The following is a 26,822-nucleotide window of genomic DNA, read 5'->3' on the forward strand; positions in this document are numbered from 1 at the left end:
ACACCAGGAGGACCCGTTTCAACTATTCTAGCGATGCTGCAGCAATTGCTCTGAATGCCCAATGTGAAGCCGGGACATCCTTCCATAGAAGCTGTACCGAAGCGGTCACATTTGGCTTGCCCAGCACCTTATTAATAATTGTAGCTGCTTCCGCGCGTGTCAGCGCCTGATTCGGCTTGAACGTGCCATCGTTGTAGCCGTTAATAAAGCCATAGGACTGAACCTTCATAATATCGCTTTGTGCCCAATGCCCAGCTATATCGCTAAAACCTTTGCTGGATTGCGAGTCCGAATCGCTCACAAGCAATTGCGACACAAGCCGTGCCATCTCCGCACGTGTGACCGAATGGCCAGCTCTAAATTCCCCATTGCCATATCCCTTCATTAAACCCATTTGGGTCATGTCGGCTATATACTCCTTAGCCCAATACCCTGCAGCTACATCCGTGTAATCTATATTCGCCGTATCCGACTTATGGCGCGTCAGTAAACGGGACAGGATGGCGGCCATCTCCGCCCTTGTAATCCGATTGTCCGGCTTGAACGTGTCATCCTCGTAGCCTTTCATATAAGCGATGCCTAGACTAGACTGGTCCAGCCCCGATATATGAAGCAGCGTGAACAAGCTGAATTTTGTTACGGTAAATGCAAGTCCTTTGTCGCCCTGATCGTTGTAAGGTACGACAGTCCCCCTGAGCAGCTCCTTCGTTCCGTCGCTATGCTCGATATACACGGCTAGATTTTTCCACTCTGCTTCATCAAGCTTAATGCCCTTTAACGGTAAAATAATCGTAACTTCCGCATTTTGCAAATTGGTTTCAATGTTCATCGGGCGCCCAACAACCGTCGCCTCACCATCACCCGTGACAATGCTGACGGCTGCCTGGTGATTCGCCTGACCAGCAAGCTTCTGCTGCTTAACGGCATCTTTCATTGGAGCCAGCTTAAAATACAGCTCATCCTGCAAACTTGATAACGGACCATTGCCGACTGAAATAACAGCATTTGCAGTGGTTAACTGCAGCCCAACCTCTGCTGTCGTCAAGCTTTTGACCGCATCCTTGGGCAGCTTAAACACCGTTTCCTCCACTTCATCCAGCGTGTCTGGAATGATAATGTTCACAGCCTTCGCACCTGATGCAGCAGCGCTTGCCGCCGCTTTGCTGGCCTCCTCTGCTGTCAGCGCAAGCTCATCTTTCTTGCTGCCGCCCACCTGCTTCGTTCTGTTGATGATCTTTTTGATTCCATTCCCTACGTCAACTGTAATCAGCTCCGATGATGGAGCCGTACCGTTTCCTCCAGATGGGGGAGGAGCAGTGGTTGCCCCTCCCCCTCCGGCTGGTGCTGGTGTTGGCGTCGCAGGTTCTATAGTTGGTGCTGGTGTTGGCGTCACTGTTGGCTCTGTTGACGGTACTGTTGTCGGCGCACTGGTTGGCGTCGCTGTAGGCTCCGTCGACGGCGCTGTTGACGGCGTACTGGTTGGCGTCGCCGATGGCTGCGGCTGACCGCTCGCAGCAAACTTAACGCCGTCCAGCAGCATGTAATTTCCTGATTTTTTCACTGCTTTAATCGTATGAACGGTGTCAGCCAGGCCGGTCACGGCGTAAATCTCCTGCTGTGTTAATCGGCTTGCGTTGACTGCGCTAACCGTTTGTTGGAAGATGTTGTCGATGTAAATATCGATATCTCCCTGAACATCCGATTTTGGCGCAATCAGGGAAACACTTGTGCCCGCAAATGAAAATTCGGCATAATCCCCATTGGTCATTGTACGGTGTAGATCGTTGTAATAATCGCCACGGTAAGAGATGGCTAAGCTAACAGCGCCATCAGGCTGAGCTGCCAAATATTCCTTCTTGATCGTAATATCACTGCCCTGCACCGTATAATCCACACCAGCTGTGAGCGTTGTATGGCCATTTTTCACGCCAAGCAGATTGCTTCCGTCAACCTGAAGCGTTGTTGTTATATCTGCCTGCGCGGTTTTGTCGAAGCTGCCTGTATCCGGGCTGACCATATCGGCCATTCGGAATTTCAATTGGTCGAGCAGCATGTAATAACCGGATTTTTTGACCGCTTTGAGCGTATGCTCGCCCAGTGTCAGGCCTTCTGCGACAAATACGGTCTGATTAACCTGGCGGCTAGGATAATACGTGCTGACCGTCTGCTGGAATACGCCATCGATATAGATGTCCATATCGCCTTGGGACGAGTCTTTTTCGGTTATGAACGTAATGCCTGTGCCCTCGAACGTATATTCCAAATAATCGCCCGTCGTTTCCGTGTAATGGACATCGTCCTTATAATCACCGAGCCCTCTATTGCGTCCATGCTGCCAGGCGCCCTTATACGATATCTCGCTGTCATCGTTGTTGACTGCCACATAGCGGCCTCTCGACGTATCGCTAATGGCAACGGCCAGCGTTTGCTCAGCACCTCCGCTGAAGGACAACCTCAAATTCGTCATGCCATTTGGCATTTGTGCAAGATAGCCCTTGCGGATCGTAAGCTGGTCGCCAAAAAGTTGGTAGTCCGTTCCCTCTTGCAGCGCTGCCATGCCATTAGCAATTTCAGTTAGCATATTGCCGTTTAAACTAAGGGTCGTCGCAATATCTGCTTGTGCCGCCGCTTTATGATCAAAGCTTAGTGTGCTTGGGCTAATCGTACTGTTCTGCCCAGTGGTGTCGGTGATCTCGACGGCCAGCGTCTGCGGAGCCCCCGCACTAAAATCAAAGCGCAGGCTTGTTGTGCCTAACGGCTGGCTGGCAAGGTAAGCCTTGTGAATGATTACATCGTTGCCGGATAAGGTGTAGTCCGTACCCGCTGTCAGAGCGACTGCGCTGCTGCTGATGCCCGATAGCGTGTTTCCGTTCAGCGTCAATGCCACAGTGACGTCTGCTTGGGCGGACGCTTTTTTATCAAAGCTCGCCTCAAAAGGGCTAATCGTGCTGCTTGCCGCCGCCGAATCGCTAACAGCTACAGCGAGCGTCTGCACAGCCCCTCCTACGAACGAGAACGTCAAGCTTGTTGTACCAATTGGCTGTCCCGCCATAAATTCCTTCTTTACCGTAATGTCATTGCCGGACACCGTATAATCCGTGCCTTCTGTCAGAGCTGCTGCGCCGTTCGAGATGCCGCCGAAGCCGCTGCGGGCTCCTGTCGTCGTAAAGACCAAATCTGCCTGCTGCCCCGCTGCCTTGTCGAATCCGCCGCTCGGTGCGTTTACAAGATCAGGCAACAGTATTCGCAGCTTATCGAGCAGAAGGAAATAGCCTGATTTTTTCACCGCTTTAAGGGTATGCGTACCGTCAGCCAGGCCAGTGATGTTAAACACAGGCTTCTGCGCCAGTCTTCCAATATGGTACGTGCTGATTGTACGTTGAAATTGATCGTCGATATAAATGTCGACTGCGCCCTGAGACGGGTCAAGCTCCGTAATGAACTCAATTCCCGTGCCTGTGAACGTATACGAAAAATAATCGTTGTCATTCGCTTCGGCATAATGCACATCATCCATATAATCGCCAAGTCCACGATTCCAGCTGCGATTCCAACCGCCTGTGTAGACGATGGATGGATCATCATCGTTCAGTGTAATCGATCCGCCCGCTGCTGTATCCTGCACTACAAGCGATACCGTCTGCTCCGCACCCGCACTAAAGGAGAAGGTAAGTGACTCCGTTCCCGTTGCCTGCGCAGCAAGCCACGATTTCTTGAGCTTTAATGTATTGCCGCTTACAGTATAATCGGTTCCCCCTGCGAGCATATTTCCATCATATTTGACGTCTGTCAGCGTATTGCCATTCAGCTCCATTGTTAGCTCCACATCCGTTTGCGCAGACGGCAACAAATCGAAGCTGACCGTTGACGGAGTTACCCTGCTGTCTCTGATCGTCGAATCATTTATCGCAACAGATAGCGTCTGCGGCAATCCGCCGCTAAATGTAAAGGAGAGATTCAGCGTACCAACTGCCTGGCTCGCCAAATATTCTTTTTTAATCGTCACCTCGTTCGCATTCACCACATAATCCGTCCCTGCTGTTAACGCTGTCCCGCCCGCCGAAATATCGGCAAGTGTATTGCCGTTCAGCGTCAATGTAGTGGCGACATCAGCCTGCTCGGATTGCTTTTTATTGAAGCTGGCCGTTGAAGGAGCGATGGTGCTGCTCTGCGCTGCCGCATTGCCTACATCAATAATGAGGTTCTGTGCGCCGCCAGCAAGCTCCTGCCCCCCATTGCGCGTCCATTCCCCTGTATACTTAAAGCCGGTATCGTCATCGTTAGCGAATGAAGTTCCGCCAAGCGAAGTAACCTTCAGCAATCTCGAACCATGCGAGGCCAAATTTGCCGAACTGTAGCCGGAGTTGAACGTACCAAGATCCTGATGCGACCATAGGTCGCGCACCTTGGCTGGCCCCTCCAGTCCAATCTCGCTCCAGTCCACGCTCACCGTCGCCGCCGAGCTGCCCAGATTGAAAAGCCCAACTGTATAGGTGCCATCACCGTTGTTGGCGTACCATGCCTGCTGCTCGGAAGCTGTAGAGACAGGATGTCCCGGCCGCCCCGCCTGATTGACGGCAATGACCTCTTCGTTGGTCAATAGCTCCAGTCCAAAAGCATCGAGGTTGGTCATATCATTGCCAATGTACAATTGCGCGGATGAAAGCGCCCAGAAAGACATGGCCGTTCTGCGCTCATCCTGCGTCAGGCCATCCATCGAGCCATTTCCAACATTCAAGGAATCGAAGTCGTTCCAGCCGCCTGGCCCGGCATGCCGCCAAAACTGTTCGGCTTTCGGGAAGAGACGGGCTATGCTTGACCATACCGTCAAACCGCCAGTGCCGCAATAACACTCTACATCCCAATCTACACGCCAGCCGTTGGCGTATTTTTTCCAGTAGTCGATGTATTTGATGTCCAGGGCCCATGAAAGCTCAAGCCAAATATCGTGCGGCTCAAGCGCCTGCGACCATGCTTTGACGTCATCTCGCGCATCAAGCGACAGATCCGATATGCCAGAGCCCGGCGTCACACTGTCGAACTTGAGGAAGTCGATCCCCCATTCGCCATACAAATTGGCAATCGAATCAATATATTTCTGTGCGCAAGGCTGATTGAAATCGATTTTGTAGCCGAGCCCCCAGTAATCTGACTCTTGCAGCGGCTGTGCTGCTATATCCTGCATGGAGCAGCCCGGCGCAGCGTAAATCGGCAAATCCTGATCATACGCCTGCGGCGACATGCCCGGAATACCGTACAGCCCTACCTTTTGGCCGTTATTATGAATATGGTCGATCACTTCCTGCAGGCCGTTTGGATAAAGGGTCGTGCTTGGAATCGGCCGGCCGTAGCCATCCATGTCGCCATTCCAGGCCGCGTCGATATTAATGTATTCATAGCCATAAGCCTGCAGCTTCTCGTGCATCGCATCGGACTGCGCCTTGATTTGATCAGCGGTAATCCAGTGGCCGTTGTTCGTATACACCTGCATGCTGTAGCTGCTCCAGCCCATATAAGGCTTCTGGGCAAGTCCATTGTCCGCAGCTTTCGCTACGTTTCCGTAAGGCGCTACTAGTCCAAGCTGCATCGTGAGCAGAACGACAACGAGCAGCCAAGGCCGTATTTTTTTCATGAATGGGATCATAATTAAGCTCCTTTTTCAGAAAATAGGATCAGGCCATTATCTCGCAATAATAACCTGATCCTGTGAGTTCGACGTTGCAGCTTCTAATTCATCCGCAACATTTGCTATTTCCGCAGTATTACTTGAACGACGTGTCATACGCTTTCTGCAAAATTTCCAAATACCGATCGATTTTCAGATCCTTCAAGCCTTTCACATAAGCGTCCCAGTCCTTCTCCAAGCTTTTGTTGCCAGTAATAAATTGCAATGCGTTCTGCTCGACGTACGATTTAATGTTCGTTTGCAAAATGCTCACTTCATCCACCTCGCTGGGATCAACCCAGATCGACCACAGCGGGAACAGCTCCTTCGGCTCATGACCCTGGTACAGCAGGGTGGCCTGATACAATCTGCGCTCATAGCTGGCGGAATCATAAATATCCGTCCCTTGAACGAAGCTGTCCCGATATTCCTTCGGCATGTAGAAATGAGCGGTTCCGCTCCAGCCCGCATTGCGAGGGGCTTCGCCTTCAGCGGCAGGGATCGTAGCAATTTGCGGCGTTACGCCTTCGCCAAGCGCAACCTCGCCATCCTTTGGCTTTCTCCAGTCAATGCCTTCCATGCCGGAGGCTCCATTCGTCTGGCCTTCTTGCGTGAACATATAATCGACCAGCTTAATCAAGGCGATTTGCTGCTCTTCGGATGCTTTATTCGTAATCACAAACTTGGCGCCAGGAGCTACGCCGCCCCCATCATGCGTGGCGTAGGAGCCATGCGGCCCAGTAAGCGGCGGTACAGGGTTGTAATCGGCCGAGTTTTTGTTGCCCGTGTCGATATTAATGAAAATAGCAGGGTGCATGCCCGCTCCCGCTCCCAAAATTTGCGAATCGCCGTTTTCGCCGATCTTTTTGAACGCCTCCGCGTTTTGCGCGAATGCGCCCGGATCAATCAGCCCTTCATCATACAGGGATTTGATATAGCTCAGCCCTTCTTTCCATTCCGGCTTCACCGCCGCCGATTCCACCTTGCCGCCCGTCAGGTTCAAATAGTTGCGATCATCATCGTAGACGAAGCCGTTCATCAGGAAGGGAATCACACGTACGCCAAAATCCTCGATCGAGCCGCTGAGCGGCACCTCGTCGGCAATACCGTTGCCGTTCGGATCTTCGGTTTTGAACGCCTTCAGCACCGCCTTGAATTCCTCCGGCGTCTTCGGCATTTCAAGCTGGAGTTTATCCAGCCATTTCGTGTTGATCCACATTTTGTTCGGATACGAGCAGTGGAAGCACTGGCTGTATGCGACAAGGCCGTAAATATTGCCGTCAGGTGCCGTGTTAAACGCTTTCAAATCTGCGTCTTTTTCCATGGCAGCTTTAATATTCGGCGCATATTGCTCAATCAGGTCGTTCAAAGGCACAATTACGCCCTGCTTGCCGTACTTCAATACATCAGCCTGCGAAAATTGATCGATGTAGCCTGGAAGCATATAAGCATCTGGATAATCGCCGCTCGCGAGTGAAATCTGGCGTTTTTCCTTTGCCCCGTCCGGTGGTGTCGCATCGAACTTAAACTTAATATTGAACTTCTCTTCCACGAATTTGGTGAACTTGTTAGTTGTCAGATCGATGCCCGACTCCTGCACGGCAAACATCGTAATTTCAACCGGTGCGGTGCTTCCCGTCTCTTCCGATTGCGAAGCAGGCGCATTGGTCGCGCTGCTGGCGGGCTTATTGTTCTGCGAGCACGAAGCAAGCAGCATGCTAACGACCACTGCGATGGCGAGCAGGCCTAACAGTCTCTTCTTCATTGTTGTTCGCTCCCTTTTCATCTCATAATAATAGCTGTCTTTTTTACACTTGCGCTTTCAATACTAAACCTCACCTCCCTTCATTCTCCCGTTTATCATCAGCCCTTGACCGAGCCGACAAGCATGCCTTGCACAAAATACCTCTGTACGAACGGATAAATAATAAGCACTGGCAGCGTCGCTACAACGATCAGCGAGTATTTCAACAGCTCAGATAGCTGCTGACGCTCCACTTGCTTCAGGGCGTCCGTCACGCCTGCGGTATTGTTCATAATGATGATGCTACGCAGCACAAGCTGGAGCGGAAATAGATTGGCTGATTTCAAGTAGATAAGGGCATCGAAATAAGCGTTCCACTGGCCCACCCCATACATCAGGAACAGCACGGCAAGTATCGGCTTGGACAGTGGGAGAACGACGCTGCGCATAAACCGGAGATCGCTGCAGCCGTCTATTTCGGCCGCCTCCATCAGCTCATCGGGAATTGACGACTGGAAGAAAGAACGGGCGATGATCACCTGCCATACCCAGATCGCATTTGGAATGAGCAGCGCCCAGCGCGAGTCGATCATGCCGAATTCTTTAACGACCATATAAGTTGGAATGAGACCGCCACTGAATAGCATCGTGAACGTAATCAGCATCATAATAACGCCACGGCCAAAAAAGCTTTTGCGTGACATCGGATAAGCGATCATCACCGTCAGCGTCACGCTGATCAGCGTTCCCGCCGTCGTATAGAACAATGAATTGCCGTACCCCGTCATAATTTGCGGGGTGTTGAACAGCACCGCGAAGCCGCGGAAGGAAATATCGACGGGCCAAAGCCAGACACGGCCGGAAGTCACCGCTGCCGGACTGCTGATGGAGCTGCTCAAAATATAAATAAGCGGATAAATGACGGCAAGCAGCACAAGTGAGAGTACCGTGTAGATGATAAATAGAAATAGCCTGTCACCGGCCGATTCTCTGATTTTCAGCCTGAACGGCTTTTGCTGCCTTGCTGATTTAGTCGCTGCCATAGGCGTACTCCCCTCCTTCTACCAGATACTCGATTTCGTGAAGCGTTTGGCAAGTCCATTCACCGTAACCAATAACACCAAATTAATAAGCGAGTTAAACAAGCCAACTGCGGTTGCAAAGCTGTAATTGGCATTTAGCAGCCCAATTCGATACACATAAGTGGCAATAATTTCTGAATTGACCATATTCAGCGGATTTTGCAGCAGGTATATTTTCTCGAAGCCAATCGCCATCACGCTGCCCACATTAAGAATGAGAATAATCGTAATCGTCGGCAGCAGGCCAGGAATGTCTACATGCACAATCTTTTGAAAGCGCGAAGCGCCATCCACTTTGGCTGCCTCATACAACGTTGGATCAATGCCCGCAAGCGCCGCCAAATAAATGACCGCCGAATAGCCTGCTGTCTGCCAAATATCAGACCAGACATAGATCGAGCGGAACATGCTCGCCTCGCCGAGAAAATTGACGGAGTCCAAGCCAAAAAAATTCAGGGCCACATTGGCAAAGCCCAGACGCGGAGCCAGAAACAGCATAATGATTGATACCATTACGACCGTCGAAATAAAATACGGCGCGAAGGTAACGAGCTGGACGAGCCGCTTGAATCTGCCGCTGCCAACCTCATTTAGCATGAGCGCCAGCAGGATCGGCACCGGGAAACCGGCGAGCAGCAGGTAGCCGCTGACGTAAATCGTGTTTTTGACGAGCGGCCAGAACATCGGATTGTCAAAAAACAACTGAAAGTTTTTGAACCCTACCCACGGACTGCCCCAAATCCCTTTAATGACGTTATAGTCCTTGAACGCCAGCACCGCATTAAGCATCGGATAGTATTTGAAAATAAGGAAAAACAACACCGGAGGTATGACAATCAAATAAAGCTGCCAATGCTTCCTTAAGCTTCTGCGTGCTTCCTCTGACACTCCTCGCTTGACACTACCGTTTAACATTCGATGCTTCCATACAACCTCTTTCTCCAGAACAATCCCCCCTAAGTCGCTGTCTGACGATGAATGATAGCGCTTTCTATAGGTTTGATGATAGGGGATTCAGCCCCGCTTGCGACAGGTACACTTGCGTCGTTTAGCGTACAATAACGCCGTTTTCCAGGGGACAATTGCTCGTGGGGACGTACATTTGGCGAGGAGCCTGGGGAGAGTGCGTGGAGCTGGGTACGACAACGAGCGCTTGGTCTGCATTAACCTTTTATCCCAGCCCATTTGGCAATAATGGACATAAGAAAAAAACCGGCTCTGCTACCAGCCGATTTTCACGTTTTATTTTTTATAAAGATCATAAGCCCTTTGCATGATCTCTACGTATCGCTGAACCCTCATATCATACAAACCTGCTGTGTAGCTGTCCCAATCCTTGTCTAAGTCCCAATCGCCAGTGATGAAGCGCAATGTGCTTTGCTCGATATAATTGGTTAAATTCGTGTGCAATATGCCAGCCTCGTCCGCCTCCGCCGGGTCCAGCCATAACATCCAGATCGGAAAAATATCTGTAGGCTCATGTCCTTCATACAGCCTTGTGGCTTCATAGAGCCTGCGTTCATAGCCATTAGGCGTATACATATCGCTGCCCACCACCCAGCTATCGCGATACTCCCTAGGCATATATAGATGCGCCATCCCGCTCCAGCCGGAATTGGTCGACTCCGCTTCATTGATCAGAATAAGGCTTGTGAACAACGGCTTGACGCCTGCACCAAGCGCCTGCTCTCCGGCTTGCGGCTTGCGCCAGCCAATACCTTCCAAACCATTTTGGGACGTCGTTTGTCCTTCTGGCGTATACATATAGTTGATAATTTCGATTAATTTGCGCTGCGCCTCCTTGCTCGCCCGGTTTGTAATGACAAACTTGGCTCCCGGCTGCATACCGCCTCCTTGATAGGTTGCATAGGAAGCATAGGGTCCCGCAAGGGGAGGAATCGGTACATAATCGTTCATTCTCTCACCTGCGAAAATAGCGGGATGCATCCCTGCCGATGCCCCTAGCATAGGTGCTCCACTATTGTCGCCAATTCTTTTTAAAGCTTCCGCATTTTGAATAAAAGCTCCCGGATCAATCAGACCCTCCTCGGAGAGCGACCTGATATATGTTAGCCCATCCTTCCAACGCGGTTTATCCGCAACCGTCTCAACCTTACCGTCTTCCAGCAGCAAATAATAGCGATCATCATCATAAATAAAACCGTTCATCAAATACGGAATCATTCGGACGCCAAAATCCTCGGTCGAGCCGCTGAGCGGGACCTCATCAGCCATTCCATTGCCATTGGGATCTGAGCTTTTGAACGCCTCCAGCATTTCCTTAAATTCCTCGGTTGTCTTCGGTACGTCGAGCCCCAGCTTCGCGAGCCATTTTTCATTCACCCACATTTTGTTCGGATAGGAGCAGTGGAAGCATTCGCTGTAGGCTGGCAGGCCGTAAATGTTTCCATCCGGAGCTGTGCTGAGCGCTTTGAGATCCGAATGCTCCGTCATAGCAGCTTGTACATGGGGAGCATATTTCGCGATTAACTCATTTAAGGGCAGGATAATGCCTTGCTTACCGTACTTAAGCAGGTCGGATTGCGAGAATTGATCGATATACGCCGTCAGAAAATAAGCATCCGGATAGTCGCCGCCTGCGAGCGATATTTGCCGTTTTTCCCTTGCTCCGTCTGGTGAAATAACTTCCCAATTGAAATGCACGTTAAATTTTTGCTCCAGATAACGAGTGAAATCATTTGTTTGAAGCTCAATTCCCGGCTCCTGCAAGGCAAAAATATGCAGTTCTGTCGGCGCTTCCTCCTGCTTGCCTCCATCTCCGCTCACAGATTTACTTTCTTTAGTGGTGCATGAGGAGAGGAGCAACAGCCCTACAAGCACAAGCACAAGCTTAAGCACAGGGACAGCCCTGCCGGTTCGGCCCATCTTCATTTCTCCTTCACTCCCTCCACGCCTGATGGGCGCCTAGATATGGATGGACTGCCTGTAGGAGCTTGGCGCAACGCCCATTACTCGCTTGAAAGCTCTGCGGAAGGAATGCGAGCTGTTATAGCCGACGCGCGAGGCAATTTCATCAACTGTACAGCCTTCTGTCCTTAGCAGAGAAGCAGCGCGCTCGATTCGGACCATCTCCAGGTAATCGGACACATTCATATCCGTCACCTCCTTGAATAGCTGAGAAATATACTTCTCAGGACGTTCAACCTTCTCGGCGATTCGGTATAAGGTGAGCTCGGAGTCGCTATAACTTTCGGCAATAAATCGTTTGATGTCACCCGCGGTCTGAATATGGGCACTATTTTTCTTGCTGTTAATAATACCGCACAACGCTTCGATAATGCCGTTGATCTCTTGCTGAATATCCGGCAGCATATCTGCTGCCTGGATGCCAATGATTTGATTTTTCAATGTATGAAGCAGCTCCGATTGGACGAGCGCCTTCTGATCCAGCAGCTTGAGCAGCGTTCCCTTCAGCTCGCCGACAAGCTGCTGCTTCATTTCCGGAGACAGCTGGTGCTGATCCGAATTTTTGTCCATCACCGTCGATACGATCCGCTTAGCTTCCTCCGGCTCTCCTGCACGAATCGTACTAATCAGCCGCTGCTCCATGTCTAGCGGATAATAATAGGTCGCCGTTTCTCGGCTGGAATCACTGAACCACAGTATGCTTTGCTTGCCTGATAGCTCTGTATACTCCAGCGTTTGTCCGGCCTGCTCGTACGAATGACTAACATCCATCAGCGTTTGGAAGCATTCTCCAAATGCGGCCGACAAAGAAACCTTGTATTCAGAGTAGGCTGTCTGTGCGAGCTCTGTCAGCGCTTCATTTATCCTTTTACGGAAATCCGCGCCGCTCGTCTGCTCCCCGTGCTCCAACCAGATCATAACCAAACGATCTGATCCAAGCTCGGTCATCAGTAAATTCCTCTCGGTTTCGGACAATGCCTGCTTCATAATCAGCCTTGCCGCGGAAAGCTCCTTTAATATATCGATGCTATCCATGCCAGAATAACCGTTAATTCGCAAAACGCCTACGTAACCTTCACCACCTACAAGGCTAACATCCGCTTGCGCCGCCGCAGCCGCAATTTCCTCCAGCGTATGAAATTCGCCTGCCAGCAGGCGCTTGAGAAAGCCGTCTCGAACGAGCGGCAGTTGACGCTCAAGCTCCAGCTCCAATCGCCGATTGCTCGTAATCATTTTCGAAATATTGCCCTGCAAAAAATCATATTCATTGCGCTCCGCCAAACCGTCCTTGCCGAAATGCTCCTTCATCACGCTCAGGAGCCGGTTAATTGGCACACTGTTGCGATAGGCGAGCAATAGCCCCGCCAGCAGCCCAAGCACTAATGCAATGCCAGTTACCATCCAGGTCATATGCTTAATCTGATTTGCATTCTCCATTAGCACCTGACGCGGCACTCCTGCGCGATAAGTCCAGCCGCTCGTATCGGATTGAATCGTTATGACAAGATCGTCATGGTAAAATTGGCTGCGCTTCGTCTGATCAAGTTCGGTGGACGTGGACAGCTGTCTTGCCGCTGCTTCCGTAATTCCCCGCACCCCTATCGTATTTCCCTGCGCATCACTAATGTGCGCCCAGCCGCCGTAGCGGTCTTCCAGTCCAGCAAGCAGATTGGAAATATGCTCCTCATCGATCATAACAACGACTGTAGCTGGCGAAGAGCCGCTGAAGCTGTCGAGCGGCAGAGACTGCATGTAGGTGACGACTGAGCTTTGCTTCTTATTGCTCATAAACGAACGGAGCGGCATCATCTCGCTGCTATGCGTTTTTCCGAGCACCTCATCCTTCCATTCATCGAGCGAAAGATCCGTGTAGTGAAAATTTTGGTAATAATGCTCCGGACGGAAGTAAGCTGAGCCTTGCGTGAATATAACGTCATAATTTTTTAAATATATAAAATAATTTTGCAGAAAATCATTCGTCTGGCTAAATGGCGTAACCTGCTTCACCATGCTCCAGATACCATAGACGTTAATTTCATCTCCCTTTTTCTGCTCATTCATGAGCTTGTTCAGGTCGGGATTCAAGGCAAGCTGGCGAGTGAAGCCTTCCACCTCTACCATTCTTCGCTCCAATATTTCCTGGCTGCGCTGCAGCTGGGTCACGCTATTCTCAATGGAAATGGATTGCGTTACCGAAATCGAAGTGCGATACGACACATAACCCGCTATGCTTGGAATGATCAGTATAATTAAATAAGACACCAGAAACTTGCGAAAAATGGTCGTATATTTGGGCACAGCCAACCCACCCCTCTATATAATAGCGCTTTCATAAAAGGCGAAAGCATGGCCATTCCACTCTGAAACGGCCGCACCTACATCATAACCTAACGAAGCGAAAAGACAACTACTTTATACTAAAGTGTAGTTGTCTTTTCTTTTATAGGATGGACTACCCAGGCTGCTGCTTTATCGCTCTACAGCCATACGCTCCAATATTTGCAGCTCGGCATCAAGCCTGTAAGCCTGATCGGCCTTAAGCTCAACCTTCACGGCAAGCTCACCGAACCGAACGACTACCTGTGCCGGGGCGTGTGCGTATAGTGTAGCTTCTGTAAGCCGATTGTTGTCCCATACGGCATCCACCTCGATGCTGCCTTTCGCACGCAGGCCCTTGAAGGAGCCTGATCGCCACGCCGAAGGCAAGGCCGGGAGCAGATGAATGATTCCTGCATGGCTATGCAGCAGCGTATCTGCCACCGCCGCCGTACCGCCGTAATTGCCGTCAGCAATAAAAATATTCGTATCTGCCCCGGCAACACCAGCCTTGGAATAGGTTAGCAGGTTATCAAAGCATAGCTCGCTAATCAGATGGGCAATATGCCACAATGCACGGTCTCCATCATACAGGCGGGAAAAGCCGGTTGCAAACAATACCGCCGTAAATTCAATATCCTCCAGCTCATCAGTCATACGACCGAGCAGCGTCTGCCTCGCGGCTGCGCTTAGCTCAGGAGTAACACGCGGATTGATACGGCTGCTTGGATAAAGGGCATACAGATGAGCAAGATGGCGATGCTCGGGCTGCGCCTCCTCATAATCCTCCAGCCATTCCTGCAGCTGCCCTCTGCTGCCAATCTTCAGTGGAGGCAGTAGGGAAATCGCATGCTCCAGCTTTGCTTGAAGCTCAATATCCGTTCCGAGCAATTTCGCCGCAGCCAGACAAAAGTCGAATAAATCCCGCACCAGCACCTGATCCATCGTCGAGCCCATCGACAACTGCTGCGGTCCCTGCTCCCGATCCGCGGGATAAAAGCTGTTCTCAGGCGAGTTGGATGGCCCGGTCACAAGCCAGCCCTTGACTGGGTGGATGGCCATATAATCAAGGAAAAAGGCGGCTGCCTCCTTCATCACCGGATAAGCCTGTTCTGTCAAGAAGGTGCGATCCAGCCCATATTCATAATGCTCCTTGAGGTGCATGGCAATCCATAATCCGCCTGTGACATTAAGCCCCCAGCCCGTCTCCCAGCCAGGTGCTGTGAAGCCCCAAGCATTGGAGAATACATGTGCCACCCAGCCCTCGCATCCATAGAAATCCTGTGCAGCCAGTCTCCCCGCTTCCGCCAGCCGCTCAATGTATTGCATGAGCGGAACATGGCATTCTGCCAAATTGGCGATTTCCGTCGGATAATAGTTCATCTGCGTATTAATGTCCAAATGGTAATCGCAGCTCCAGGCCATCCGGTTCGCCTCTCCGTCATTCCATATGCCTTGCAAATGCAGCGGCAGCGGCGAATTTGCGCGTGATCCGGCTATCGTCAAATAACGGCCATATTGGAAAAACAAAGAGATAAGCTCCGGATCGTCATGTCCCTCCTGCCGCAGCCGCCGCATGCGCTCATCCGTCGGAAGTGCAACAGCCTCGGATGCTCCGAGGTCCAGAGATACACGGGCATACAGCAAGCGGTAATCCGCCACATGCTCGGCTTTCAATTGATCATAGCCTTTGGCGATAGCGGCTGCGAGCTGTTCCCCGCTTCGTACTTTCCAGTTCTCATCCGCTTGGCCGTAATCCGTATGCATGGCAAAATAAAGATAGGCTTCGTCTGCGCCTGTCACAACAAGCTTATCCGCCCTTGTCTGGACGCTGCCGCCCTGCACGACCAGCTTCACCAGCCCGTCGCACCATACACCGCATGTGCCGTCGCTATGCATATCCTCCGTTGCTTGCCCACGAAAGGCGATCGAATCATCACCTGCTGCGACTGCCGAAAACTGTCCTGAGCGGCCCGTAATTCTGAGCGAGAAATTGACGCTGCCTGCCTGCTCGCCCGCAAACCGCGCTGCAACGATGCCTTCTACATTAGTTGCAAAAGCTTCGCGGGTGAACGTCTGGCCTTCGCTTGAATAAGACATCGCTGCCGTAGCTTGCTCCAAGTCGAGCTCGCGAATGATATCTTCACTCTGATGTCCGAACCGCAGCACCATATCGCAAACGGAAAGGTTGGTGCCGAAATTTTGCTTCTTCGGCTGCAGCTGCTCCTTGGCGAGCCGGTCTCCTTCCTTATAATCGCCTTTGTAGAAGGCTTCCCGCATACGCTGAAGCCCTGCTTTCCCTCCTCCGTTTCCGACTATTCGCTCTTTCTTTCCAGACCAATACGTCAGCTCCGTCATACACCAGGTCTCCTGTTCGCTGCCGCCATAAATAACGGCGCCAATCCGGCCGTTGCCGATCGGCAAACCCTGCTTCCAGTCCTCGCCCGGACCGTTGTACCAAAGCTTCGCTTGACTCACTATGCATCATCCTTCAACAATGTCGTTATGTGTCGTTTACGAACTGACTATGCTAAATCTCGCTCACAAATCGGTTGGTCAAGCTGCCTAACCCTTCAATTTCAATCGTTACCGTATCGCCATGGCGCAAATAAACCCGCTGCTCCTCTGGCAATCCGAGCACAACACCCTCTGGCGTTCCAGTCAAAATAATATCGCCCGGCGACAGCGTCATATGCTGGGAAATATAGCTGACCATTTCGGCGCAGGAAAATATCATATCGCTCGTATGGGAATGCTGCCTGACCTCCCCATTGACAGTGCATTTTATAGCGAGCGCATTGGGGTCCGGGATTTCATCGGCTGTCACCAGATAAGGGCCAAGCGGACTGAAATCATCACAGCTTTTGCCGAGCAGCCACTGCGGCGTCCGCATTTGAAGGTCGCGTGCCGACAAATCATTGACACAGCAATAGCCAAACACATGCCGCAGCGCCTCTTCCACGCTGACATATTTCGCCGTCTTGCCTATGACGATAACAAGCTCCGCCTCATAATCAACCTGCGTAGTTACCCGCTCTGGCAACGCAATATCCCGGCCATGACCCGTAAGCGTGTTATTAAACTTGTTGAATAGAATCGGGTAGTCTGGAACCCGCGCATTTGTCTCCACTGCATGCTGTCTGTAGTTCAGACCGACGCAGATGATTTTGCCCGGGCGAGTGACACAAGGCCCCCAATTCACCTCGTCCTCAGCTAGAATAAGCTTTCCACACGCCTCACCTGCCTGCTCTGCCGCTTTCATAACGCGCACAGCGTATGCTTCTAGCAGCTCAAGCGCCTGAGCGCCGCCCGCAATTACCTCCATGACATCGAAAGGAATAGCAGGTTCAGGCAGCCATCGCTGTGCCGCCTGAATATCCAATATGCCGTCGCTCACCTTAAGACCGAGACGATACACTCCGGCCGTATCAATCGTTACCAGCTTCATTTCATCCAACCGCCTTTATCACAAAATGGTTATCGCATCGATTATGCATCCTTGCCGAAGACGACGCCTCCATCAATATACAGCGGAGAGCCCATCATGAAGGAAGACTCGTCGGAGGCAAGAAATAGCACCGCACTCGCTACATCCTCCGGCTTCCCCAATTGACCGCCAAGCTGTCTTTGCTTGATGGCTGCAATTGCCGCATCCGGGTCCTCGTACGAGCTTTTCAAATATTGCTCGACAAACGGCGTCATAATCGTTCCAGGCAGCACAGCGTTCACCCGAATATTGTATTTGGCATAATCGACCTGCATAGATTTGGCGAGCGACAGCACCGCCCCTTTGGTTGCCGAATAGGAAGCTCTTCGTGCGAGGCCCATCTCCGCAATGCAAGAGGACATATGAATGATATTGCCGCTTCGGCGTTCCATCATATAAGGAAGCACGTATTTGGAGGGCAGGAACACCCCTCGCAGATTGACCCGAACCACACGGTCCCAATCCTCAGGTTCAATTTCATGGATAGCCCCTACCCCGCTAATGCCCGCGTTATTGAACAAAATATCGATGGCGCCATACGCTGCTATCGCTTTCTCAACCATGGAGCGCACAGAGTCCGCATCCGTCACGTCAGCGTGCAGAAACAATGCCTCTCCTCCAGCAGCTTGAATGGCTTTGGCGGTCTCCAATCCCTTTGCTTCGTCAATGTCATTTACGATAACCGCAGCCCCTTCTTTCGCAAACCGCTCTGCCGTCGTTTTTCCGATGCCGGAGCCTGCTCCTGTCAGGAGCGCTATTTTGCCATGCAGTCTCATCGCTTTGCCCCTTTCCGTTATCTGATACGATATTGATCAAAATAACGAGGAATAATCTCGGTCGAAGCTCCCGGCAGCTCCGGCAGTACATAAAACCCATTTTTGACGGTAGCCGGTTCTACAAAAATCGTTCTAATCCACGGAATGTACTCCAGCATCATCGCTCCAGCTGTCGCTGCGACCAAGTGCTGATGGATTTGTCCCATATCTCCCACATGCGGACAAATCGGGATATCATAGGCTGCAGCAAGCCCCGCCACCTGCTGCCATTCCGTAATACCCGCGACACGGGTCACATCGACCTGGCAATATTCTATCGCCCCCTGATGGATATAATCGCGGAACGCATATTTGGAATAAACATGCTCGCCAAGTGCGATCGGCACATTGAGCGCATCGGCCAGCTTCCGGTGACCGATAATATCGTCGGGGTTAAGCGGCTCCTCCAGCCAAAACAGGTCGAATTGCTCCAGCTTTTTCCCCCACGTCATCGCCGTATTGATGTTCCATTGCTGGTTCACATCGATCATAAAAATAGTTTTGTCGCCAATAGCCTGACGAACCGCCTTCACCCGCTCGTAATCCTCATGCGGATCAGCCTTGCCCACTTTAATTTTCACCCCTGTGAACCCCTGCTCTACAATGTCTGTTACATCCTTCAGCAAACGCTCCAATGGCCAGTTTAGCCAGCCGCCGTTCGTGTTATAGGCTTTAATTCCCGTTGACTTATGTCCGCCAAGATACTGCCACAGCGGCTTGTTCGAGGCTTTCGCCATAATATCCCAAAGCGCAATATCTACCGCCGCAAGCGCCATATGGGCAATACCCGCGCGGCCAATCCAGTGCATTTTTCCATAACGCAGCATATCCCATATTTCCTTCACCATAAAAGGGTCCTTGCCGATCAGCTCAGGGGCGTAATAACGCTCAATCGTATCGACAATCATATCGTCTCCATGCGCACAAGTGCCCGTATAGCCATAACCAACATAACCCTCATCTGTATAAATCCGAACGCCAGCCAACCCCCAGTGCGTAGCCACGTTAATCGCATCAGTAATCGGCGGATCAATTGGAACATGCAGTACGAAGGTTTCTACTTTTGTAATTTTCATCTTCACGTCTCCTGCCCTGTAAGTTAGTAGCCTAGCGATGCGCCGCCTTCGACCGGAAGCGCTACACCCGTAATGAAAGAAGCCTGCCCCGACGCCAAATAGAGCACCGCCTGCGCAATCTCAGCAGAACTGGCCGGACGTCCAAGCGGGTGCATCTCGTCCAAAGTACGCTTCGCAGCTCCAGGATCGGCCTGCTGCTGCACCCATTCTTCCAGCAGCGGCGTCATTACGCCCGCTGGACAGACGCAGTTAATTCTGACGCCGCTTGGTGCAAAATCAAGGGCCAGCGATTTGGTCATCGCAATAACAGCCCCCTTGGAAGCGGCGTATACAGCATTGTTCCGCTGACCGACTAGGCCGTTCAACGATGCCAGATTGACAATATTCCCTTTCGTGCTGTGCAAATGTGGGATGGCGTGCTTGATCATCAGAAAGACGCCCTTCACATTAACGGCATACAGCCGGTCGAAAGCCTGTTCGTCGATGTCCTCGATGGGCTTCGGACAGATGATGGCAGCGCTATTGATGAGCACATCCAGCCGTCCAAACGCTTGCAGCGTTGCCGCCATAAGCGAAGTGGCAGACTCCTCCTGCGAGACATCGGCCTGAAGCGCCAAAATTTTTGGAAGCCCTTTCAAAAATTCATGTTTTTGGAGCAGTCCATCCGCCACTCGATGCGCCTCCGAAGCATTCAAATCCGCTATAACAACGCACGCCCCTTCGGCTGCGAACATCGCTGCGCATGCCTCGCCGATACCAGATCCAGCGCCCGTGACCAGCACGACCTTCTCATTAAATCGCAATAGCTTACCTCCTTGGACGGGATCATCTATTGAAGCTCAGAACCTAGTCGCTTCTGTTTTTTTCTGTTGTTAATAAATCCACACAACTACCAACAGAACTTGGCTTAACATTGCAGTTATTGTATCATTGATGTAGCTATTCGTATTTGATCAGGCGTCCATCAATTTGACGAATCATCCGCTAATTTTTCAGTACAAGAAAGAAAATGAGGTGCTCGCATGAAGCTTCTGAACGAGATGACCCCCTATGTCGGCGACTGCATGAACTACTTGTATGATGGCAGCTCCAATGAGAAGCTGCGCGTGTGCAGCGTATATGCCTTTCATCTATTTACCGACGGACCCGGGGAAATGGAGATTAACGGAGTACGCTACCCGATCGACAGCAGAACGCTTATTTTTCTAAAGCCAGCAGAGCCGCATGCCTTTCATATAACACCCAGCCATCCGCTGCAATCCTATAATCTCTATGCCGATCTATGGGATGACAAGGAGCCTGTTTCCGCCAATCGAACCTTTATTTATGCGCCCGAACCGTTTGAGCTGCAAGAAACCTCCCGCTCCTTTCCCTGCGCCGAGTTGGACCGTTTGCCAAGTGTCTATTCGCTGCAGCCCTATCCTGAGCTGTATGAATCGTTCGTTATGCTCGCCAAGCTTTATCATAATGCAGCGTTCTACCGAACGGAGATGATCAATAGTCTGTTCTTTGCGTGGATGCTGAACTGGTATAATACGGTTCACACCCATCAGCCAACCGATTACCGCATTGTCCGTCTGCTCAACCACTTGAATGATCATCCAGAGCAGCGAGATCCCGTCAAGACCTGGTGGACATTTTGCGGCTTGAAGAGAACCTACTTCCACGCGCTGTTTCTGCGCGAGACTGGCCTAACGCCCAAAGCCTATCACCACAAGCTGCTGATGAGACGAGCTTCCAATCTCCTGCTGGAAACCGAGCTGAGTGTAACGGCTATCGCAGAGCGGCTCGGCTATCCCTCCATCCACCCATTCACGCGCCATTTCAGCGCCTGCTATGGCGCAAGTCCAAAGCAGTATCGACTGCAGCCGCAAGCAAGAGCGTAATGACCTTAACGTCGGGGCTGCCTCTACCACGCGCATAGGCCACCGTTTGCCCGGTGGCCTATGCGTTGGTTTATTATTTTGTAAATATTGCCTCAACAACAGCTTCCGTACCGCTTCGTTTTCTTAGTTAATCTCCAGATAATCAAGGTAAGCATCCCATGTGCCATCGTCTGCTGTTACAACAAGCTCAATCACTTGATTTCCGGTTCCATGGCTGACATTGTTTAGGGTATAGACCGCTGGATTGCTCCCGCCAAAGTAGAACGTCCCCTTCGTCTGCCCACCGATTTTCAAGTCGACTCTGGCCATGCTGGAGTTGTTCGAAGCACCACGCAGTGAAAAATGATGAGTGCCGCTCGCGAAATATTGCGTGTATTTCACTAAATCATTGTTGGCGTATAAAGCAACTCCGTTGAATGGCGAGCTGATATTCCCGGTGTACTGACCGCTTTTGGTCATACTCTCAGCTTCCACTTTCGTACCTGTGCCTGGGGACGGAGTTGTACCGCCGCTGTCAGGAGCGACCGCCCGGCCCGTGGTCGGCGAGATCATGCCGGAGCATAGTCCGCGGCTCTTGAGGGTTTGAGCGATCTGCGGGATCGCTTGGCGCGTAGCCTGAAACTGGTCATGCATCAGGATTACGTCACCGTTTTGCAGCCTGCCCGTGGCGGCCACGATCTGGGCGGAGGTGGCACCGTTCCAGTCCAAGGAGTCCACGTTCCACATCACTTCTGTAAGACCGTTTTGAGCCACGACCGATTTCAAAGTCGAGTTGGTAGCACCGTACGGCGGACGGAACAGCTTCGGCGCGGTTCCGGTAATGGACTGAATCGCCTGCTGCGTCCGTGTGATTTCCGACGTCATCTGCGAGCTGCTAAGTGCAGTCATTTGCGGATGTGTATAGGAGTGGTTGCCGATCCACATGCCCGCGGCCACTTGTTCCCGCACCAGAGACGGGTTATTTTGTGCGTTTTGCCCGATGTTGAACATCGTTGCGCGCAATCCGGCCTGCTTCAGCGCATTGAGCAGATTTGTCGTGCTGCCGGTATTGGGGCCATCGTCGAATGTTAAACCTACGTAACCGTTCGGACAGTTGACATCAGCAGCACTGGCTCCTGGCACCATCGAGCTGGACATTAACGCAACGGAAAGCGCCAATGCCACTAGTCCACTTACTAGTTTTGATTTAAACATCGTGTACCTCCTAATAATTAAATACTAGTATAGCTATTCTCGTCCCTCCGAGCCGCTGCAGTCCTCTCTCTAGCGGACACTCTCAACATCCGCAGCACTCCCATAGAACACTGCGGATGCATGCTCTACAGCGATCTAATTACTGCAATCTTAAATAATCAAAATCAACAAAACCTCCTGTTGATTTAGTCGCATAATTGAACAGAGCAAAACGGTATCCCATAAAATGAGGCAAGGTATAAGACATTTGAAGGGTATTGCCTATGGACGTCCAATTGGTGCCATCCAGACTGTAGGAGAAATAGGCTTTATCCGTCTGATTTGTGAAATCACAGAAAAGCTTAAAATATACGCGGTCCTGGGCAATCGGGATACTTGCCACCTCAGTCATGGTTCCTGAGCTCGCATTTACCATCACAATGGACTTCGAGGCTCCGGACATTTTCACACCTGCAAAGCCATATTTCGCCTGAAAAGCCGCAAGACCGGCATAATCTCCGTCCTTCATGCCGCTTGTTTCCATAGCAATGATTCCTGTAGATTGGGGGCCAAATGTCCGTTGTGTAAGCGTATTTCTGGCATCAAGAATACTTGTGCTCAGCTTTCCTGTAGTCAGCCTCATAAATCCGGGCCGCTGTGCAAGGGACCATTTCGTATTATCAGGATTGTGATTCCACTGCCACACCTTTGCAAGAGCCCCCCCTGACGAAGCAGTTCCTGTAAACGAAACATCGTCTACATAGAAATTCATTAGGTCATTTGTCTGATTAGGGGTTGAACTGTAGGGTGTCTCAATAAAAATAAACGTTTGCGAGAGATCGGCACCTGCCGGAAGTGTGTAGGTTCCTTGAATCGTGCCCCATTGACCTTTGGTTAGCGTACTAGTGCCAAGAATGGATATACCCGTGTAGCTTGGACCGTTTTGGATATTGAAGTTAAATGGTTTAGTCGCGGGACCATCGGTATATTTAACTTTTGCGGAAAATTGATATACACCGCCTGCTGTCACTTTTCCCGTAATGACTTGTTTTAGGCCAGCAGCTGTTTGCTGTCTGCCGCTGACAAACAGGCTTTTTGATCCACTGAAATAGTCCGCCGTGGTTGCTGCGACAGTTGCCATGTTGTTATTCGTCCAAGGGCTTATCGTTGCATCCTCAAATCCTCCGTTGACAATCAACTGACTGGAGGCCTCAGTAGATGAAAATTCATCTGATGCATAGACCTTCTTAACCGGATAACCGTCAACCGGAAGATTCATAGTTAGAGGTGCCTTGCCGTTAACTCCGAATACCGGCCAATTATTTGTCCACGTAACCGGAACAATATACGGCATACGCCCGATTGCCCCGCTGTCTTTAAACAACATGGCATACCAAGCGCCAGAAGCCGTATCAACAATCCCTCCCTGTGCAATGCCTGAATCTTTCAATGAAACCTGACCTGTATAGGCTCCGGTCAAGCTGCTTGCACGATAGGTTAATTGTGTACGCCCGCTTCCCGATGGCCAGCATATTAGAAATACATAATACATTCCGTTGATCTTTTGTATGTGAGCGCCTTCGGCCTTGAGTATGAAGCTGGAACCTGCAATGTTACTCGAACCCGGAATGATGATTTGATTTAGTCCACCTGATTTGATAGATTTTGCATCTGCGGAAAGCTCGATGATTCTAATATCATCACTGCCATAAACCAAAAATACACGATTATCATCAAAAAGCAGCGATGCATCATGATAATAGCTGCCAAGCACCGATGATGTCCAAGGACCCGTTTCTATGTTATTGGTCTGATAGATATAGGTTTTTCCGGTAGAATTAGAACCGAAGGACACATAATAGATTCCGTTATTATATCTAAGGCTGCTTGCCCAAGAGCCTCTCCCATATTCGTTCTGTCCATTGTTAAGATTTTGCGCATCATTGTTGGCATAAGTATCGTAAACATAATTTACGATTTCCCAGTTTACAAGATCATACGATTTCATGATTGGAACGCCAGGATTCATGTGCATAGTCGTGCTCGTCATATAAAAAGTATTGCCCACCCTGATTACATCGTTGTCTGGAGCATCAGCATTTATAAACGGATTTGTAAAAGTGGCAGCTGAAGTTATCGAGATGTTTGACAGCATACCCATGAGTAAAAGGAATATCGATAAACAGAAGGAAATTCGTTTATACATATTAAAACCCTCTCCATAATAAATTTGTCATCAATTAATTTCCAAATAATCTACATAAGCATCCCAAGTCCCGTTATCAGTGGTTAAAATCAGGCTGATCTCTTGATTTCCTGTTGCATGGGTAATATTGGATATGGTTTGGACTGTTGGCGTCGTTCCGGTAAAGTAAAAGGAACCGACGGTCGTTCCACCTATTTTCAAATCGACTCTGGCAGTGCCCGAATTATTTGAAGCCCCTCTAACCGAAAAACTATGAGTAGAGTTGGCAAAATACTGCGTGTACGCACAATTGTCATTATTGCCGTACAGAGCAACGCCATTGAAAGGAGAACTTATCTGTCCGGCATAAGTTCCTCCGAGAGTCATATTCTCAGCTTCAACCCTTGTTCCAGTTCCAGTATTCGTATTAGGCGTAAACTGCCAGTAATCGATATTAAATAAGTTGCTGGTACCTGTTCCAGTAAATACTAAAAACAAATTGTGCACTCCCGTTGCATTGCTCACGGTAGTTTCGATTTCCTGCCAGTTTTGCACGCCTCCAGTAGAACCGACATTAAGAGTCCCAACAAGCGTACCCGTTGCACTATCAAGACGGATTTCTATTTTCCCCCCGACATTAGACGCCACATTCGCCTTAAACGTCTTCGCGCCACCGGTACCAAAATCAGCGTTTCCTACAGCAATCCAATCTCCATTGTGTACGTTTGTCACATTAAGATTATTATTTGTAGGTCCGCCTGTCGCTTGACTTAGCTCGGTTGTTATGCCCGCGTTCCACCCAATTGTTTCTGCTTCCGTTCTAATGTAAGGATTGAGATTGGCAATCTGGGATACGCCTGCCATATTTCCCTGTACTTCTTGTATCGTTCCATCTGCATTATGAGTTAGCTTATTGATATGGGGAGAACGATACCCTTTTCCGTCTCCCAGTAGAGCCTTGCTGACCGTTTGCGCATGGTAGACGACGTACCATTGATTATTAAAGTTAAACACAGCATGGTGGTTATTTCCGCCAACTCCGAAAAAGGTATAAGGATTTTTCAAGAAATGCCCTGTATAAGTAAAGGGACCCATAGGGCTGTTGCTCACCATATAGCCGATTTCACCTGCTGGGTAATTAGCCGGATGTGTACCAGAGAAATTGATACAGTACGAGTAATAATATTTGCCGTTATACTTATGAATACCTGAGTCTTCGAACATAAAAGGAGCATCGATCGTTACTGCACTTCCAACAATACTAGTCATATCAGCGCCTAATTTTAAAACTCTGGCTGTTTTGGGATTTGCAATAGAGGCTTGATCAGAGGTATTGGGTATGCCTCCACCAACATATAAATATCCTGTGCCGTCATCATCTACTAATACGGCAGGGTCGAATAGCCATGTAACGCCAGACACTCCAGCTGTACTATGAGTTACCAGTGCTTTTCCGAGCGGATCTGTCCACGGTCCTATGGGAGTGTTTGCAGTTAACACGCCAATACCTGATGCGCCATTCGAGAAATAAAGGAAGAATTTATCCTGACCATTTATATTTTTCTTTGCAACTGTAGGTGCCCAAGAGAGGGAGGCCCATTTGGCAATTCCATTACCATTATTTGCATTGTTGTAGCCTGCAACCGGAATTGCACCGTGATCTGTCCAATTCACCATATCCGCAGAGGATATGACGTTTATTTTATTTAGCTCACTAAAATCATTATCTTTAACCGTTCCGTTGCTGTTATATACATACGCATCGCTCGACATATAAACATACACTCTGCCATTATGGACCAACGCATAGGGATCTGCTCCCAATTTATGATCCATAAGTGGATTCGAGTTCCCAGGCAGTTTTGCAATCGCATTGTTAGCAGCATGAACAGACATCATCGGCAGACCACTCAGCAATAATGAAAATACGAGTAAAAACACAGAAAACTTTTTAATCATGTCGCAACACCTCCATTTTTTTACCATCCTTTAAAAAATACCAAATTAACACTTTTGTTCCACAGTCTCCTTGAACGTCTAATTCGCCATCCGCTAGCTGTAACATTATTTCCCCATTGCTTTAACAGCAACGCCAATCCTCCTCCTTCGTTATTTATAAAAACTCCAATTTTCCCAACATCATATAAACCCGAAACCCGAACCAACTGTCGTATTTGCCGCAAAAGCCTACATAAAGGTCCGTGCTCCGATTGTTGGTTTTGATATGAAAGCGCTTGCAGTTGTCTAAAATAAAACACTTAATAGGAGGTAATTAAGATACACAAAGAAAGATCGTGCCATCCTATTCCCAAGGATTACTATTTGATAATTTTTCTAAATATTGAAAACGTTTTCCATTCAATACTACCATATTTTCTCAGTTGTTTAGTTATACTTTTTTTGGATTTTGTTGTATTTTTTTGTTTGTTATTAGGTTTTTTACTGGAATCACGTTCGATCAAGGA

At 49.9% G+C, this 26,822-nt stretch carries 15 protein-coding genes; 1 reads left to right on the top strand and 14 read right to left on the bottom strand.

Going from position 1 to position 26,822, the window contains the following annotated elements:
• Positions 1-22: 22 nt before the first annotated feature.
• From ABEW34_RS13030 to ABEW34_RS13080, 11 genes are all read right to left on the bottom strand, one after another.
• Positions 23-5,644, bottom strand: a complete 5,622-nt coding sequence (locus ABEW34_RS13030) for a X2-like carbohydrate binding domain-containing protein (RefSeq protein ID WP_430159254.1) — start codon at positions 5,642-5,644, stop codon at positions 23-25.
• 118 nt (positions 5,645-5,762) lie between these two features.
• Positions 5,763-7,430, bottom strand: a complete 1,668-nt coding sequence (locus tag ABEW34_RS13035; protein ID WP_430159257.1) for an extracellular solute-binding protein — start codon at positions 7,428-7,430, stop codon at positions 5,763-5,765.
• A 98-nt stretch (positions 7,431-7,528) separates the two neighbouring features.
• Complete coding sequence (locus tag ABEW34_RS13040; protein WP_430159260.1) at positions 7,529-8,452, bottom strand: carbohydrate ABC transporter permease; 924 nt, start codon at positions 8,450-8,452, stop codon at positions 7,529-7,531.
• Positions 8,453-8,470: 18 nt separating this feature from the next.
• Positions 8,471-9,406: an ABC transporter permease gene (locus tag ABEW34_RS13045; protein WP_430159263.1), complete on the bottom strand. Its 936-nt coding sequence runs from the start codon at positions 9,404-9,406 to the stop codon at positions 8,471-8,473.
• A gap of 327 nt (positions 9,407-9,733) precedes the next feature.
• Entirely contained in the window at positions 9,734-11,383 is a 1,650-nt protein-coding gene (locus tag ABEW34_RS13050; RefSeq protein WP_430159266.1) for an extracellular solute-binding protein, read from the bottom strand.
• A gap of 33 nt (positions 11,384-11,416) precedes the next feature.
• Positions 11,417-13,717: a helix-turn-helix domain-containing protein gene (locus ABEW34_RS13055; protein WP_430159269.1), complete on the bottom strand. Its 2,301-nt coding sequence runs from the start codon at positions 13,715-13,717 to the stop codon at positions 11,417-11,419.
• A 171-nt stretch (positions 13,718-13,888) separates the two neighbouring features.
• Positions 13,889-16,213 carry a glycoside hydrolase family 95 protein gene (locus ABEW34_RS13060; RefSeq protein WP_430159271.1) on the bottom strand — a complete coding sequence of 775 codons (2,325 nt, stop codon included), beginning with the start codon at positions 16,211-16,213 and terminating at the stop codon, positions 13,889-13,891.
• Positions 16,214-16,265: 52 nt separating this feature from the next.
• The gene (locus ABEW34_RS13065; RefSeq protein WP_430159273.1) at positions 16,266-17,183 is read right to left on the bottom strand and encodes a fumarylacetoacetate hydrolase family protein; all 918 of its coding nucleotides are present in this window, start codon (positions 17,181-17,183) and stop codon (positions 16,266-16,268) included.
• A gap of 41 nt (positions 17,184-17,224) precedes the next feature.
• The gene (locus ABEW34_RS13070; protein WP_430159276.1) at positions 17,225-17,998 is read right to left on the bottom strand and encodes an SDR family NAD(P)-dependent oxidoreductase; all 774 of its coding nucleotides are present in this window, start codon (positions 17,996-17,998) and stop codon (positions 17,225-17,227) included.
• Positions 17,999-18,015: 17 nt separating this feature from the next.
• Positions 18,016-19,113 (bottom strand): mandelate racemase/muconate lactonizing enzyme family protein, encoded by a 1,098-nt coding sequence (locus ABEW34_RS13075; protein WP_430159279.1) that lies wholly within the window; start codon positions 19,111-19,113, stop codon positions 18,016-18,018.
• Between the two features lie 23 nt (positions 19,114-19,136).
• The gene (locus ABEW34_RS13080; protein ID WP_430159282.1) at positions 19,137-19,916 is read right to left on the bottom strand and encodes an SDR family NAD(P)-dependent oxidoreductase; all 780 of its coding nucleotides are present in this window, start codon (positions 19,914-19,916) and stop codon (positions 19,137-19,139) included.
• Between the two features lie 219 nt (positions 19,917-20,135).
• Between ABEW34_RS13080 and ABEW34_RS13085 the strand changes: the two genes are divergently transcribed.
• On the top strand, positions 20,136-20,999 hold the full coding sequence (locus tag ABEW34_RS13085) for a helix-turn-helix domain-containing protein (protein WP_430159285.1): 864 nt from the start codon (positions 20,136-20,138) through the stop codon (positions 20,997-20,999).
• 123 nt (positions 21,000-21,122) lie between these two features.
• Here the strand turns inward: ABEW34_RS13085 and ABEW34_RS13090 are convergent, their stop codons facing one another.
• The 3 genes from ABEW34_RS13090 to ABEW34_RS13100 all read right to left on the bottom strand — a co-directional run bounded on the left by ABEW34_RS13090 (position 21,123) and on the right by ABEW34_RS13100 (position 26,316).
• Positions 21,123-22,193 carry a polysaccharide deacetylase family protein gene (locus ABEW34_RS13090; protein WP_430159288.1) on the bottom strand — a complete coding sequence of 357 codons (1,071 nt, stop codon included), beginning with the start codon at positions 22,191-22,193 and terminating at the stop codon, positions 21,123-21,125.
• Positions 22,194-22,332: 139 nt separating this feature from the next.
• The gene (locus ABEW34_RS13095) at positions 22,333-24,378 is read right to left on the bottom strand and encodes a family 43 glycosylhydrolase (protein WP_430159291.1); all 2,046 of its coding nucleotides are present in this window, start codon (positions 24,376-24,378) and stop codon (positions 22,333-22,335) included.
• Positions 24,379-24,408: 30 nt separating this feature from the next.
• Positions 24,409-26,316 (bottom strand): carbohydrate-binding protein, encoded by a 1,908-nt coding sequence (locus ABEW34_RS13100; protein WP_430159293.1) that lies wholly within the window; start codon positions 26,314-26,316, stop codon positions 24,409-24,411.
• Between the last annotated feature and the right edge of the window lie 506 nt (positions 26,317-26,822).

The organism is Paenibacillus algorifonticola (genome assembly GCF_050481745.1).
Classification (GTDB): Bacteria; Bacillota; Bacilli; order Paenibacillales; family Paenibacillaceae; genus Pristimantibacillus; species Pristimantibacillus algorifonticola_A.